Raw genomic sequence first — 14,771 nt, 5'->3', positions numbered from 1 at the left:
GCTTCGCCCGCGATGACGTTCGAGGCAATACTACCCGCTTGCGTGTCATCGATGCTTCGGCTATCATCGAACTATGAAAGCAGGTCCTGATATCGCCATGGTCGCCTCCCTGGTCGGCGATCCCGCCCGCGCCAACATGCTGACCGCGCTGATGGATGGCCGCGCGCTGACCGCGAGCGAGCTGGCGCATCAGGCCGGCATCACGCCGCAGACCGCGAGTTCGCATCTTTCCAAGCTCGAGGCCGGCGGCCTGATCGAGCCGGAGAAGCAGGGCCGTCATCGCTATTACCGCCTCACCGGCCCCGATGTCGCGGGCGTGCTCGAAGGGCTGGCGGGCCTTGCCGAGCGCGCCGGGCACACGCGCGTGCGCACCGGGCCGAAGGAGCCGGCGCTGCGCCGCGCCCGGATCTGCTACGATCATCTGGCCGGCGATCTCGGCGTGCAGATGCTCGACAGCATGCGAAAACAAAAGCTGGTCCGGCAAACCAAACAGGCGATCGAACTCACCGGCGAAGGCAAGCGCTTCATCGCCGAGGCGCTGCAGATCGACGCAGATATGCTCGCCCACCCGCGCCGGCCCATGTGCAAAGCCTGTCTCGACTGGAGCGAACGACGGCACCATCTCGCCGGCACGCTGGGCGCTGCGGTAATGAACCGCTTCACCGAATTGAACTGGGCGGCGCGCGATCCCGCGCCCGGCAGCCGCGTCGTGAATTTCACGCGCGCCGGCGAAAAGCGGTTCGCAGCGCTGTTTGGGAGCAGCGAAGCTCATTCGTGATGGCGCTTGCGCGCCTCCTCACCATGAGGGTTAATCAACTGGCGCTCTCGCCAAAACGTGAATTGCAAAGTCTTTACAGTGCGAGAGCTCGGCATCAATACGCCCCTGTCTCGAGGACAGGAGTTTTGCAATGCGACGGATATGCATCGGTGCTGTAGCAGTCGCCTTCTCCGCGATGCCGTTATTGGCTGCGGCCGCGGCGGAAACCGAACGACCGGCCACACGCGAACCCTACGGCATTGCGCTCGAAGGTTTTGCCTATCCCTACCCCGTCCATCTGCTGCCGCTGGTCAATGACGGCGAGCAGGTGCGGATGGCCTATATGGACATAGCTCCCGCGCAGCCCAATGGACGCACCGTGGTGCTGCTGCACGGCCGCAATTTTCCATCGAGCTACTGGGCGCCGGTCATCAAGACCTTGAGCGATGCCGGTTACCGCGTGGTCGTGCCGGACCAGATCGGCTTTGGAAAATCGTCAAAACCGCAAGGCGATTTGCATTTCGATACACTGGCGCGCAACACGATCGCGCTGCTCGATCATCTGCAAATCGCCAAGGCCGATATCGTGGCCCATTCGCTCGGCAGCATGCTCGGGGTGCGGATCGCACGCGCCTACCCCGGCCGGATCGCGCATCTGGTAATGACCGCTCCGATCGGCCTGGAGGATTACCGGCTCTACGTCCCGCCGACGCCGACCGAAAAGATTTTGGAGAACGAAGATAAACTTACAGCGGACGCCTATCGCAAACAGCTCGAAACCAACTACGCCCTCAAACTACCGCCCGAACAGATCACGCCCTTCATCGATGCGCGCTTCAACATCAAGGGAAGCGCCGAATATCCGCGCTGGCTGCGCGCGTTCGTTAGTTCCGCACAGATGATCTATCGCGAGCCTGTCGTGCACGAGATCCCGCTGATCACGCAGCCGACGCTGTTCGTGATGGGCGCCAACGATCATAACGCGCCGGGAAAAGCGAATGCGCCGGAGGCGCTGCGCCCGAAGATGGGACAGAACGCCGAGCTGGCCAAGGCGCTCGCCGCCAAGATGGCACGCGGCAGGGCCGAGGTGATTCCGAACACCGGACACCTGGTCTTTTTGGAAGCGTCGGCGAAATACGACGAGCTGGTGCTCGGATTTCTGGCCGTAGCCCCATGACAAATCACGAGATTACGAATCACGACATTCATGTTCCATTCAGGTGTTCGTGACTAGGTTCCGAACGTGCCGCCTCGCGGCCAAGAACGGGAGAAAACATGAAGTACCTTTTCGCAGCAGTTTTGGCCTTGGGCACCGTTGCCAGCTTCAGCGCGGCGGAAGCCGCGGGCGGATGCGGCCCCGGCTGGCATCGCGGTCCCTATGGCGGCTGCCAACCCAATCGCCGGGTCGTTGTTCGGCCGGCGCCCCCGGTCGTCGTGGTGCGGCCTCCAGCTCGAACCGTCGTGGTGCGGCCCGGCCGCGTGTGCCCCTACGGCACCGTGTGGCGCTACGGACGCTGCCGCGCTTACTGAGAATTCCAATAACGACGAAAGCCCCGCTCGCGCGGGGCTTTTTTTATTGGCTTGCTCAAACAATTCCTGACCGCGATTTACCAATAGTAACGACGACGGCGCCAGTATCGGCGGCGCCAACGACGGCGGCGGCGATGCCAACCCCAGTGCCTGCGGCGCCAACGGCGGCGGCGCCAGCCCCAATGCCTTCGGCCCCAACCGCGACGTCGGCCGCGGCCCCAGCCCACTTTTTCGACCGAGAGCCGATCGACCTCATCGCCTGATGTGACGGCGGGTTGAGCATCCTTGTTGGTGGGCATTTTGTCGTCGTCGGCAAGCGGCGCCGGCATCAGCGGCGCGGCCTGCGCGCTCGCTGCAAGCGCGACGCCGCCTGCAGCAAATCCAAGAGCGAGCTTCAGAAAGTGGCGGCGTTCCATCACATCCCTTCCTCCGTTTGCTGTGTGCAAGAAAGAGAGTTTCACGGCGCCGAGATGAATGCGCGGTGAACTGCGTGTTCAGCTTTGTCGCGAACGGAGTCGATCGAGAACTATTTTCGCTCGCTGTTGTTTGCAGCGGAACTTTTGTCGTCGTTGCGGAATTCCGCGTCGGCATATGTGTGACCACGCGTCTTCTCTACGATGGACACGTCGTCTCGCGTCTTACGCCACCCGCTCCTCGGCAAGCACCAGCACCTCGCGCGTCCGCGTCACGTCCGGCCAGTCGCGGTTGAAGTCAGCGACCAGCCGCTTCAGCTCTGGTCCCTCGATCGCGCGATCGAGCGCAGCCTTGTCCGTGAACTGGTACATCGCCTCGTGCAGCGATGGATCGGTAGCGCTCCAATAGCGCCACGCCCTCACCGCGCCGAACGATTTCATCGCATCCGGCAGGTGCTCGCGCGAGTACCAGGTGTCGAAGGCCTGACGCTTGGCAGGATCGGACACGGTGGCGCGGACGACGAAAAAGGCTGCGGGCATGTCATTCTCCCAAAGATTTGTAGGGGGCAAAGCGCAGCGTGCCCACCATCCATCAACAACAGTGCAGGAAATGGTGGGCACGCTGCGCTTTGCCCACCCTACGCACCTACATCCCTTCAACATGCAACTGTCACATGCTCCGTGATATCAAGGCTGCGCGCAATGCGTTATCCGAGGTGCCACCCATGCCCGTCCGCCATCGCTCCGCCCTCCTCTCAGCGCTCTGGCTGTTGACCGCGATCCTTCCCGCCGCGGCCGAGGACATCCTGCTGCCGCGCGAGCCACAGATTGGCCCGCGGCCGTTCTATCTCGTCGACAAGATGAAGGAGGGGCCGCTGAAGCAACAACTCAGCCAGTGCACTGGGCCGTTTCGCAAGACCGATTTTTCCATCGGCCACCGCGGCGCCGCGCTGGAATTTCCTGAGCATACCAGGGAATCCTATATTGCCGCCGCCCGGATGGGCGCCGGCATCATCGAATGCGACGTGACGTTTACGAAAGACCGCCAGCTCGTGTGCCGCCATTCGCAGTGCGACCTGCATACCACCACCAACATTCTGACCGTGCCGGAGCTTGCCGCAAAATGTACGCAAGCCTTCAGCTCGGCTGATTCCGCGACCGGCAAGAAAGCCTCTGCAAAGTGCTGCACGTCAGACATCACGCTCGCCGAATTCCGGCGGCTGCGCGCGAAGATGGACGGCTTCAATCCCGACGCGAAGACGCCTGAGGAGTATCAGAACGGCACGCCGCGCTGGCGCACCGACCTCTACGCCAATTCCGGCACGCTGATGACCCATGACGAGAGCATCGCACTGATCAAAGGTCTCGGCGCCAAGTTCACGCCTGAGCTCAAGGCGCCCGAGGTGCCGATGCCGTTCGACGGCGATTACACCCAGGAGAAATACGCGTCGCAGATGCTTGACGCCTACAAGAAGGCCGGCATTCCGCCGAGCGATGTCTTTGCGCAAAGCTTTAATCTCGCAGACGTGCTCTATTGGGTGAAGACCGAACCGGAATTCGCGAAGCAGGCGGTCTATCTTGAAGAGCGTTACGAAAAACAGGGTCTCGATCCCAAGAAGCCGGAGACGTGGAAACCGTCGATGGCGGAATTGAAGTCGCAAGGCGTCACGATCCTCGGCCCGCCGATCTGGACCATGCTGACGCTGAACGACAGACAAGAAATCGTCCCGTCCGAATACGCGAAAGCCGCTAAGGCAGCCGGGCTCGGCCTGATCGGCTGGTCGCTGGAACGCGACGGCCCGCTGCACAAGGGCGGCGGCTTCTACCACAAGTCGATCAAATCGGCGGTTGATCGTGACGGCGATACGCTGACGGTGCTGGACGTGCTCGCCAAACAGGTCGGCATCCGCGGCATGTTCTCGGACTGGCCGGCGACGACGACGTTTTATGCGAGTTGTACGGGGATGAAGTGACGGGCTCGAGCTCGTAGGGTGGGCAAAGACGCGCAAGCGCCGTGCCCACCATTCATCCACAATCCCGTTTTGATGGTGGGCACGCGGAGCCTGTCATCGGGCGCGCATTCGCGCGACCCGTTGGCTTTGCCCACCCTACATCTACATCCTGGTCGCTACGCGGGCTCCAGGCCGAGGGCCTGCGCGGTCTCGATCCAGGTCGGCAATTCGCGCTGATACAGAGCATTGCTTTCCTTGAAGCCAAGCGCCGGCTCGAGCACGAACGTGGCGAGAACTTCCTTCACTTTCGGATCGTTGTTGGCGGCCACGCAGAGTTCCGAAAGCCGATCGACGATCGGTTGCGGCGTCGCCTTCGGCAATGCCCAGCCGGTGAAGCCGCTCACGTTGAAGAACTTCGACGTCGCGCCTTGTTCGGGAAGGGTCTTGACGCTCGGGATCGCAGCTACCTTCTTCGAATGCACCGCGAACACCACGCCGTGGTTGCCTTGCAAGACGGGTTGAGCGGCCGTGTAGCTGCCCATCGCGACGTCAAGCGTGCCGTCCATCAGACCCGTCCACATCGGCGCCTCGCCCCGGTAGTGGATCGGTTCTATCTTGAGGCCGTACTGCTTGTTGAGTTCGTTAATCGTCATGTGCGGGGCCGAGCCCGCGCTATAGGTGCCGAAGTTCACCTGGCCCTTCTTGCGTGCGAACGCGACGAAATCGTCCAGCGTTTTGACGCCGGACGCCAGGCTCGCGACGAGCAGCAGCCCGGCGCCCGGGATGATGCTGACGAGCGTCAGGTCTCTGTCCATGTCGTAGCCGGGGTTCTTCATCATGACCCGGTTCATCACATAGGTGGTCGAAATCGAGCACAGGATGGTGTGGCCGTCCGGCGCCGCGCGCGCCACTTCCGCCGCGCCGATCGAGCCGGAGGCGCCCGCCTTGTTTTCGATGAAGACGGTCTGCCCGACCTGCCGGGAGATGTAATCGCCGAAGGCGCGCGCCAAGAGGTCCGTCTGCCCGCCCGCCGGGTAGCTGCAGACCATGCGGATATTCCGCGACGGCCAGGCGGCTTGCGCGGAGGCGCCACGCACGAGGAAAGGCGTTGCGGTGGCGGCCGCACCGGCGGCGATAAAGTGACGGCGGCTGATTCTCATTGGCATATTCGCTCCCTGATTTTCAACGAGCGTACCGCATCGTCCCGCCCCTGCCATAGGTGAAAGGCGGGACAGATTGGCGCACATCAGATACGAGCTTTCGCGGATGGCCAACCGAATCATGGCATTCGCAACCGGCATTTTCCGAGACGCGAAATACCGACGGCGGCAGCCCGCCAAATCTCGATCGCCTATGGGGACCCCAAAGAGCCGAAGGCATGAACTGCACGTGGCGTTGCATAGGACGGCAGAGAGTAGCGATGGCCCATGGCCAGCGCCGGGCCGACCTGTGCTAAGCTTCTTTCAATACATTGCTGGTTGGATTTAGCGGAGGGGATTGTGCGGCGACGCGATTTCATCGCGCTCCTCGGCGGCGCGGCGGCCATCCGACCGCTAAGCGCGCATGCGCAAGCCGCGCGCGAGCGCGTCCTCTATTTCACGCACTCGGCCGGCTACCGGCATGATGTCAAACCGCTTTCCGAGGCAATCCTGACCCAGCTTGGAAGGGATTCGGGCGCCTTTGAAGTCACGGCAACGGAAGATACGTCCGAATTATCCCCCGCTAACCTCGGACGCTACGCCGCGGTGATGTTCTACACGTCAGGAGAACTGCCAATGAGCGAGGCGCAAAAGGCAGCTCTTCTCAATTTTGTGCGCTCGGGCCGCGGCTTCCTCGGTGTTCATTCGGCGACGGACACATTCTACGCCTGGCCGGATTATCTCGACCTCGTCGGCGGCTACTTCAATGGTCATCCCTGGCATCAGACCGTCACCATCGAGGTGGTTGATCCGCGCGATCCTCTGGTAGCTTTCCTCGGGAAATCGTTGCAGGTCGAGGACGAGATCTACCAAATCAGCGACTTCGACTATCGTCGATCACGCGTGCTCCTGCGCCTCGATCCAGGCTCGGTGGACCTTGGCAAGGCTGGCGTGCATCAACGATTCTATGGTTGGCCTCTCGCATGGACTCGGTTCTACGGCGAGGGACGCGTGTTCTATACGGCACTAGGCCACGAGCCGTCAGTTTGGCGGGACGCGCGCTTCCAGCGATTCCTCACCAACGCTATCCTCTGGTCAATGCGAAGGTCGCCCTAGAACCTCTCGGAGTAAGCGCAATTGCGCTTATTCTTGAGATGCACGGTGATAGCGCGAGCGCGTCGAGCGTTCAGGATGCGGGCCGCAGCATCGGCGTCACCACTGGCGAAGAGCCGCTTTGGATTCTCCCGGTGATTTTGAAGCCGTGGCGTTCATAGAGCGAAATGTTGCGCGGGTTCGAGCTTTCGAGGTAGGCCGCGATCCCCTCCTCGTCGCATCGCCGAATCGCATGTTTCATCAGCAACGCGCCAAGCCCTTGCCCGATCCATTTCGGATCGGCGGCGATAAGAGGCAGATACCAATGCGGCTCATGCGGATGATGTTCGGCCATTCCTTTCATGATGGCCGCGATATCCCCGGCGATCTCCGGGCGCAGGGACTCCTCCATGATTGCGTCCATTTCTGCTTCGTCCGGCTCGACGCCCGGCGGCAGCCATAAGGCGGCAGCGCGGGCCCCTTCGGTGATGTAGGCTGTGCCATGCTCGAAAGCCCGGCCGCCGAAGGCATTGACCATCCGAGGCATTGTTCTGAGGTATTCGGACGGATCGGGCCAAGCAAAACGCGCCATCGGATCGGCCGCAAAGCCGAGCACAATGGTGCTGATCGCGTTTGCCCGGTCGTCCGCGCCTGCGGACTTGACTTCTGGCACCGCCGACATCGTGTCGCTCCCTCCATCACGGACCGTCGATCCGAGGGTCAATCGTACTTTACCTTGGGGAAAAAGTCTCCACGCCCTTCGGGGGTCATATCGAGCAGACCCCACAAGGGGTCTACCAGATCTCCGGCGCGATGATGTTGATTGGGTTCGGTTGGTGCGAAGCTCATCTCTGAACCCCAGAAGTGACGGATTGCTCCGCCACTCTTCTTGAACACGTTGAAGATCGTTTCGTCCCAGTTCTCGCCATCCGGAACGCGATGCTGCGCACGCAAGCCCTTGGGAAACTTCGACGTGTCACCAAAATAATCCGCGTCGTAGCTATTGCCCGCCGTAGACACAAACGACAGATGGTCCCAGCCGCGCTCGTGAGCCCACGCGGCGAGACGTGCGATGGGGGATTTCGCGACAATGTAAAGTGCAGCTCGCTGGCCGATGTGTCTTGCCGCACCGTCGAGCCCATCGAGCAAGTGCGTGCAACCGGGACACGGCAGCTCCCGTTCGGGTCCATACATGAAGCTGTACAGAATGAGCGTGTCATGCGGACCGAACAGCTCGGACATCCTGACCTTCTCAGGCGCTGCATTCTTGCCGATCCGCTCGAATACATAGTCTTCCGGTATTTCGCCGCCGAGCGGCAAGGCGCGGCGCTTGGCTGCCACAGCTTCAATGTGGGCACGAAGTGCGATCTCGTCGTCTAGAAGCGCGTTTCTGACAGCACGGTACTCGGCAGTTTCGTTCGGGTAGCGGAGATGCTCCATGGCTTCCCTCCGGATTGAAGGTCTGCGAACCCAGAAACAAACTCATCCATGAGTAGCGAGTTCCCTATCGCACCCGCTTGCCGCACCACACCAACGTGCTGCACAAATGACCTTCGAAGTCAGTTATCTTTGCGTCACCTGATCAATGAGTGGCAGCCGTTGGCGTGGCCACCGACGAAGGCCCTGCCTTTTCGAGAGCGCTGGTAACGTCCCTCGCTCCTGCGACCGGGCGGCTGATGGGAGGCGGCGGCCCGCCGTCCAGCGCTGGCAGGCTAATGACCGCCTGCAGCCCCTTCTGCTTATTGGTTAAGACGATATCGCCGCCGTGGTGGCGGACAATGGTCCGGGCAATGGAAAGGCCGAGACCCACGCCTCCTGTTTCGCGGTTCCGCGAATTCTCAATCCGGAAAAACGGCGTAAAAACCTGCTCTTTCGCACTGTCTGGAATACCGGGGCCGTCGTCCGAGACGGTGATTTCGACACTATCCGCTTGCCTTTCCACGCTGACGCGCGCGCGCTCGCCATACCGGATGGCATTCTCGACGAGGTTGCGGCACGCGCGGCGCAGTGCGTCTGGTCGGCAGCTATAGCTGATCTTCTGCCCTTCAGAAAAGGAGATGTCATAACCGAGTTCAGCGAGATCATCGCAGAGACTTTCCACGAGAGCCGAGAGGTCCACGGTCCGCGTGCTTTCTGCGGTCGCATCTTCGCGAGCGAATGCGAGAGTCGCCTCCGTCATCGTCTGGATCTCGCTAATTGTGGAGAGCATTTTCTCGCGGACGTCCTCGTCGGGCACAAACTCCGCACGCAAACGGAGCGAGGTCAGAGGTGTGCGCAGATCATGGCCGATGGCAGCCAGCATTCTGGTGCGGTCGTCGACGAAACGGTGCAGGCGCTCCTGCATGCGATTGAATGCCTCGGCGGTACGCCGGATATCGTCGGGGCCGGTTTCCGGCAGCGGTACGATCTCCTGACCACGGCCGAAGGCTTCGGCCGCTACCGCCAAGCGGCGCAATGGTTGCGCGATCCCTCGAGCGGCGAATACGGCAATAATCGACAACGACAACGCGGAGAGGCCGAGTGCCAAGGTGGACTTGGAGGTCCAGAAGCCGTCCTGCGCGGGTTTGGCAAATGCTGTGTTCAGCCATGCGCCGTTTGCCAACTGAACGGCCAAACCCATGCCGGTGGCATCATCGAGATAAAGAAATTTCGCTGGTCGGGACAGCGGCCAGGCTTCCGGCCTTAGGTCGATCCAGTGTGAGGAGGTGGCGCTGCTGGTGGTGGCAGTGTTTCGGGCGAAATCCGGTCTCACCTCGGCGGGCACGTTGTGACCGGGAAAAGATAGGCGCGGCAATGGCTGCGCCAAGCGCTCCCATGCCTCCTCTCGCCACGCGGAGGCATCCTTCAGACCGTTGGTCGATATCCAATATCTCGCTGAACTGGTGTTGCTGGCATTAAGGATATCGCTCTGCAGCGCTGGAGGCGTCGCCTCCAGGACCCGGGCGAGCGAGGCGCACCGGCTGAATATCTCGCCTTTCGCGGCCTTCCGAATCGCCTGCCCGTGCTCATCCCACGAAATGAAGAACACGATTGCTTGTGACAGCACTAAAGACAGCAGCGTGAAACAGATGAAACGGGCCGCAAGACTACGCTTCCACAAGCTCATCATGGCTGCTCGACCTGGGCGGCGAGGCTGTATCCACCGCCCCAGTGAGTCTTGATCAAGGCTGGTACTTTCGGATCGGCCTCGATCTTTTTCCGCAAGCGGCTGACCTGATTGTCGATGCTCCGGTCGAATGGATCGGCATCCCGGCCGACCGTCAGGTCGAGAAGCTGATTGCGGCTGAGTACCAGGCCGGGATGGTCAAGAAATGCACACAACAGGCGGAACTCCGCCGTGCTGAGCGGCACAGCAACGCCGTCGTCGCCCGTCAACTCGCGCCGGTTGACGTCAAAGGTCCATCGATCAAAGCGTACAACCTTGGTCGCAAGCCGGCCCTTTTGCGGCGGAAGACTTTGGACTCGTCGAAGCACTGCTTTGATACGGGCGAGAAGTTCGCGGGGATTGAACGGTTTGCTCACGTAGTCATCGGCACCTACTTCCAGGCCGACGATTCGATCGGTCTCCTCAGCCATCGCGGTCAACAGGATAACGGGAAGATCCGTGGTGCTGCGCAGATGGCGGCAGAGGGACAGTCCGTCCTCGCCCGGCATCATGACGTCAAGAACCACCAGGTCCAGAGCACTTCGTTCGAGCAAGCGGCGGAGCGCAACAGCGCTCTCCGCAAGACTAATGCGGTAGCCATGCTGCATCAAGTATTTGCCGACCAGATCGCGAATATCGCGATGATCATCCACGACGGCGATGTGCGGTGCCGAGTCCATCTAGTTTGCTCCGTCCCGGATCATACTGAAGTCCTGCACCCAACCCATCGATAAAGTGTAACAGAATGTATCGGCCGCGTGTGATCGACCGAAATCAAATGCTTGTGGCTGGCTTCACTGAGACCGTCGCGTCATCGGATCGGGATCGCAGGATCCCGATTCCGATGCCGGCCGATCCGAGCGGGAACCGGCCTCATGTGCATGATTCCCCGATCTGGCTGAAGCAATTTAGGCGCAAGCTGTCGCAGAACGTTGTCCCGGTGAGCCATCTTTGTCGCAAATTGTCGCAAGACCCGTATGCCTGTTCAGGCTTGATGCAACTTAAGAAGCCGCATTGAGAGCAAGGTCATTCACAAGGTCATTCAAGAGCGGATGACAGGAGTGGCCATCAAGCTTGGCCGCAACTGTCGCGAACTATGCAATGCAGTGTTCCTGAGACAGATCGCGACAATTTCCGGTCGCGGTCGGCAAAGTTCTGCGACATCCGGACTTCATCATGCGCACGCTCAACGAAGCAGGAGCGTTACATGTACGATGCGATGCACGCCGTTTCCCGCGGGGCGGTGCCGGAAATCTCGAAAGGCTCATCGGCCAAGGGCGATGAAGAGCACGCTACACCGAAGGGACTGTTTCTTCGTAGAGCCGCAGTGCGGATAGGTTGGCTGCTGGTCTTCGTGTTGCGGAATACCTCGGCCTCGACCACCCCCCTTGATGTGATGTACTGTGGAGATCGCGCGGCTGTTTCGCGCCTCGTGACGGAGGACGACTGTTTGACGTCCGAGCAGAATCCCAAGTTCGTGTGCAGAGTGCACGACTTTACTTCTTGCGGGCCATGTCTTCGTATCAGTCACGAAAGCTCATCCTCTGGGCCGATCAGCCTGACTGCCGCCGCATGCAAACAAGATGACATCTCGCCCGAGCCGGTTTGAAGTCGCGATGCGCCGCATCGTCACTTCTCCGGTTTGGCGCCGCTGCTGGGCAGACGCAACGGCCCAGAGCCTCCGGAAGCTCGCAAAGCTGATCCCGGACCTTGCGCTCCAGCCCGCTTAGAGACAATCAAGCACCCGTGCGCCGGTCGCATCGTTCGATCCCAAATTGCCAGTTCGTGGACTTACTCAACACAATCAGCGCGAAGCGGACCCAGAGAGCACAGCCGGAGGTTATCAGCGCAGAACAGGGCAAGATGGCTACACCATTTCTATAGATTGGCTACTCACCATTCACCCACGCACAGGTCGTTCCTAAATCTTCAAGGGGCGTTCGGACGATCAGGACCACCCGTCGTGCTTAGAATCGGAGTTATCTCGGATACACACGGGATTCTGCGTCCTGAAGCCGAGCAACGGCTGGCCGGCGTAGCCCACATCATCCATGCCGGTGACATCGGCCGCCCCGAAGTCATCCACGGACTCCGCCGGATTGCGCCTGTTATTGCAATCAGGGGGAACGTCGATAAAGGGCCGTGGGCGGAGAATTATCCTGATACAGAGACGGTCAGGCTTGGCGAGCAGTCGATCCATATCCTTCATGACATCCAGGACCTGCAACTTGATCCGGCGGAGTGCGGGATCAACGTGGTTATTTCCGGCCATTCGCATCGGCCGCTGATTGAGACGACAGGCGGGGTGCTTTATCTTAATCCTGGAAGTGCTGGACCACGCCGTTTCAACCTGCCTATCACGCTGGCGACGTTGGATCTGACCGCAAGTGGTCCCAAAGCACGACTACATCATCTTACCGGTACTGGATAAGTGCAGGCAGGCGGTAGTCGACCCTTCCGTCTGCGCCTTGGTGAACGGGGCCAGCTCGTCCCGCCAAATCGGGACTTGCAGGATCGGCCGCTGTTAGCGCAGAGAGCGGACGTTCGGCGTATGTCGGATGTCGGAAAAGGGACCAGGAAGCGACATCGCGCGAGTGGCTTGCCGTGCATGTGTCGCGACGGTCGAGTGCTCTGCAACATGGCTCACGAGTGCGGTGACAGCCACAGCTCTTGAAGATCGCCGCCGGCTGCACGATAATCTGCCTTCGGACGGCGCGTCGCTCCGTAGTCGCGCGTGGATGCTGGAGGCATCCTGTAGCGGTCTTCATCTCCGCACACTCTTCACTTCCCGATCTCATGCGGCTGCTGCGCCTCAGCCCTGTCCGGATGCAAAAGCTCACTGAGATGTTGCAGCTTGGCACGCCGGCCGCAGCGTCGGCAGCGTCCGTTCAGTGACCGTCGGGGCCACTGACCCCTGTCGGTCCCAATACTTCAGAGCGAGCGGGGAAATCGAGAAGTCAACCCATTGGTCGAAGGAGGGATATGCTATGAGAGCATCGCCAAACTATTCGCGCCGTCGCTTCCTTCATGCCGGCACTGCCGGGGTAACGGCGGCCGTCGTCGCCGCGACGACATCCGTTCGAGCGGCCACCGGGGCCAGCATGCAAGCGCCACCCCCGACGGCGACGGCACCACGAATTCTGCGCAAGCCACCGTTGCCTGAACTGGAGCGCGTCGCCAAATCCTACAACTTGAATCTCAGCCGCGACGATCTGGCGTCGTTCCGCAACCTTATGGACGGTGTGCTCGCGTCGTACCGTCGGCTGGACCAGTTTGCGGAGCCGACGCTGACAGTGAAGTACCCGCGAGACCCGGGGTTCCGTCCACCTGCCTCGGACAATCGGCTCAACGCTTGGTACTGGAGGTGCTCGATCAAGGGCGCAACGTCGGGACCTCTGGCGGGCAAGAAAATCGCCATCAAAGACAATGTGTGCGTCGCCGGCGTCCCGATGATGAACGGCTCCAACGTGCTGGAGGGCTACGTCCCCGATGTGGACGCGACCATTGTGACCCGCATCCTCGATGCCGGTGGGGAGATCGTAGGCAAGGCGGTGTGCGAGCATCTTTGCTTCTCCGGTGGCAGCCATACCTCCGACACCGGACCCGTGCTTAACCCGCACGACCCGAAGCGATCTGCCGGAGGCTCTTCCAGTGGCAGCGCGGCGCTCGTCGTCGCCGGCGAGTGCGACATGGCCATCGGGGGCGATCAAGGCGGGTCGATCCGAATTCCCAGCTCGTTCTGCGGAGCAGTTGGCCACAAGCCCACCCACGGGCTTGTACCATACACAGGCGTCTTCCCGATTGAATTGACACTCGATCACACCGGGCCCATTGCCCGCACCGCCGGCGATGCCGCCCAGCTTCTCGAGGTGCTCGCCGGGGCAGATGGCCTCGACCCGCGCCAACCGGCGGGACTGCGGATCGACGCCTACACCAAGCAGCTCAGCGGACACGCCCGCGGCTTGCGAATCGGGATGGTCAAGGAAGGGTTTGGCTGGCCCAATTCGGAGTCCGATGTCGACTCCATGGTACGCGAGGCGGCGCAGCGCCTGACCCGAGCGGGGGCAACCGTGACCGAGCTATCGATCCCTCTCCACCGCGACGGCATCCATATCTGGAACGCCATTGCCGTTGAGGGCGCCACGATGCTGATGGTCGCCGGCAACAGCATGGGAACCAATTGGAAGGGGCACTACACAACTTCCCTTCTGGACTTCTACGGCCGGAGCCGGCGGGTGCGCGCCAACGACCTTTCGGAGACCGTCAAGCTTGTCATCCTGCTCGGCCAGTACATGCAGGACAACTACCAGGGCCGCTACTACGCCAAGGCCCAAAACCTCGCGCGCGTGCTCCGCGCCGCCTATGATGAGGCGCTCAGCGGCGTCGATCTCCTGCTCATGCCGACATTACCCTTGAAAGCTACGCTGCTCCCAGCCCCGGACGCGAGCCGCGAGGACTACGTTGCCCGGGCACTCGAAATGATTTCCAACACTTGCCCGTTCGACGTCACTGGCCATCCGGCCGCCACGGTTCCGGCTGGCATGTCTGCTGGGCTCCCCGTCGGCATGATGCTGATCGGACGCCATTGGGAGGACGGCACCGTCTTGCGTGCCGCTGACGCCTTCCAGGTCGTCGGGTAGAGGCCAGTAACGAATTGCCGGCTAAGGCGAGACCAGCGTCCTAGCTTCGGAAAAAGGAGGCCGCGAGATGTCTGACGCGAGCCTCTGCCGTTCCTCCATGTTT

The 14,771-nt window shown here is 61.3% G+C and carries 15 protein-coding genes; 8 read left to right on the top strand and 7 right to left on the bottom strand.

Annotated features, from left to right (window positions below; all coding sequences use genetic code 11):
* Window positions 1–73 precede the first annotated feature (73 nt).
* The 3 genes from CQ13_RS15000 to CQ13_RS41075 all read left to right on the top strand — a co-directional run bounded on the left by CQ13_RS15000 (window position 74) and on the right by CQ13_RS41075 (window position 2,287).
* The gene (locus tag CQ13_RS15000; protein ID WP_057843634.1) at window positions 74–778 is read left to right on the top strand and encodes an ArsR/SmtB family transcription factor; all 705 of its coding nucleotides are present in this window, start codon (window positions 74–76) and stop codon (window positions 776–778) included.
* A gap of 130 nt (window positions 779–908) precedes the next feature.
* A complete protein-coding gene (locus CQ13_RS14995; RefSeq protein ID WP_057843633.1) occupies window positions 909–1,934 on the top strand; it encodes an alpha/beta fold hydrolase in 1,026 nt (341 codons plus the stop codon).
* A gap of 98 nt (window positions 1,935–2,032) precedes the next feature.
* On the top strand, window positions 2,033–2,287 hold the full coding sequence (locus tag CQ13_RS41075; RefSeq protein ID WP_082637481.1) for a GCG_CRPN prefix-to-repeats domain-containing protein: 255 nt from the start codon (window positions 2,033–2,035) through the stop codon (window positions 2,285–2,287).
* A 77-nt stretch (window positions 2,288–2,364) separates the two neighbouring features.
* Here CQ13_RS41075 and CQ13_RS14990 read toward each other — a convergent pair whose 3' ends face one another.
* Both CQ13_RS14990 and CQ13_RS14985 read right to left on the bottom strand, forming a co-directional pair.
* A complete protein-coding gene (locus tag CQ13_RS14990) occupies window positions 2,365–2,703 on the bottom strand; it encodes a twin-arginine translocation signal domain-containing protein (protein ID WP_057843632.1) in 339 nt (112 codons plus the stop codon).
* A 222-nt stretch (window positions 2,704–2,925) separates the two neighbouring features.
* Window positions 2,926–3,240, bottom strand: a complete 315-nt coding sequence (locus CQ13_RS14985) for a hypothetical protein (RefSeq protein WP_057843631.1) — start codon at window positions 3,238–3,240, stop codon at window positions 2,926–2,928.
* A 185-nt stretch (window positions 3,241–3,425) separates the two neighbouring features.
* Here CQ13_RS14985 and CQ13_RS14980 point away from each other — a divergent pair, with 185 nt between their 5' ends.
* Entirely contained in the window at window positions 3,426–4,673 is a 1,248-nt protein-coding gene (locus tag CQ13_RS14980) for a glycerophosphodiester phosphodiesterase family protein (protein ID WP_057843673.1), read from the top strand.
* A gap of 155 nt (window positions 4,674–4,828) precedes the next feature.
* Here CQ13_RS14980 and CQ13_RS14975 read toward each other — a convergent pair whose 3' ends face one another.
* The gene (locus CQ13_RS14975) at window positions 4,829–5,818 is read right to left on the bottom strand and encodes a Bug family tripartite tricarboxylate transporter substrate binding protein (RefSeq protein ID WP_057843672.1); all 990 of its coding nucleotides are present in this window, start codon (window positions 5,816–5,818) and stop codon (window positions 4,829–4,831) included.
* Between the two features lie 261 nt (window positions 5,819–6,079).
* Between CQ13_RS14975 and CQ13_RS14970 the strand changes: the two genes are divergently transcribed.
* The gene (locus CQ13_RS14970; protein ID WP_245309185.1) at window positions 6,080–6,907 is read left to right on the top strand and encodes a ThuA domain-containing protein; all 828 of its coding nucleotides are present in this window, start codon (window positions 6,080–6,082) and stop codon (window positions 6,905–6,907) included.
* Between the two features lie 70 nt (window positions 6,908–6,977).
* Here the strand turns inward: CQ13_RS14970 and CQ13_RS14965 are convergent, their stop codons facing one another.
* The 4 genes from CQ13_RS14965 to CQ13_RS14950 form a co-directional block, all read right to left on the bottom strand.
* Entirely contained in the window at window positions 6,978–7,565 is a 588-nt protein-coding gene (locus CQ13_RS14965; RefSeq protein WP_057843629.1) for a GNAT family N-acetyltransferase, read from the bottom strand.
* A gap of 38 nt (window positions 7,566–7,603) precedes the next feature.
* Entirely contained in the window at window positions 7,604–8,323 is a 720-nt protein-coding gene (locus CQ13_RS14960; protein ID WP_057843628.1) for a DUF899 family protein, read from the bottom strand.
* Between the two features lie 142 nt (window positions 8,324–8,465).
* Window positions 8,466–9,992, bottom strand: coding sequence for a sensor histidine kinase (locus CQ13_RS14955; protein ID WP_082637480.1), 1,527 nt, complete (start codon window positions 9,990–9,992; stop codon window positions 8,466–8,468).
* Window positions 9,989–10,708 (bottom strand): response regulator, encoded by a 720-nt coding sequence (locus tag CQ13_RS14950; protein ID WP_057843627.1) that lies wholly within the window; start codon window positions 10,706–10,708, stop codon window positions 9,989–9,991. Before CQ13_RS14950 ends, CQ13_RS14955 begins: the two co-directional genes overlap by 4 nt.
* Before the next feature lie 527 nt (window positions 10,709–11,235).
* Here CQ13_RS14950 and CQ13_RS42965 point away from each other — a divergent pair.
* The 3 genes from CQ13_RS42965 to CQ13_RS14935 all read left to right on the top strand — a co-directional run bounded on the left by CQ13_RS42965 (window position 11,236) and on the right by CQ13_RS14935 (window position 14,668).
* Window positions 11,236–11,637, top strand: a complete 402-nt coding sequence (locus CQ13_RS42965) for a hypothetical protein (protein ID WP_156433682.1) — start codon at window positions 11,236–11,238, stop codon at window positions 11,635–11,637.
* A gap of 354 nt (window positions 11,638–11,991) precedes the next feature.
* Window positions 11,992–12,459 (top strand): metallophosphoesterase family protein, encoded by a 468-nt coding sequence (locus CQ13_RS41070; protein WP_082637479.1) that lies wholly within the window; start codon window positions 11,992–11,994, stop codon window positions 12,457–12,459.
* 670 nt (window positions 12,460–13,129) lie between these two features.
* The gene (locus CQ13_RS14935; protein WP_057843671.1) at window positions 13,130–14,668 is read left to right on the top strand and encodes an amidase; all 1,539 of its coding nucleotides are present in this window, start codon (window positions 13,130–13,132) and stop codon (window positions 14,666–14,668) included.
* Window positions 14,669–14,771: the final 103 nt, after the last annotated feature.

It is taken from the genome of Bradyrhizobium retamae (assembly GCF_001440415.1).
Taxonomy (GTDB): Bacteria; Pseudomonadota; Alphaproteobacteria; order Rhizobiales; family Xanthobacteraceae; genus Bradyrhizobium; species Bradyrhizobium retamae.
The sequence above is the reverse complement of the archived record's forward strand: the minus strand, read 5'-3'. Positions and strand labels throughout refer to the sequence as shown.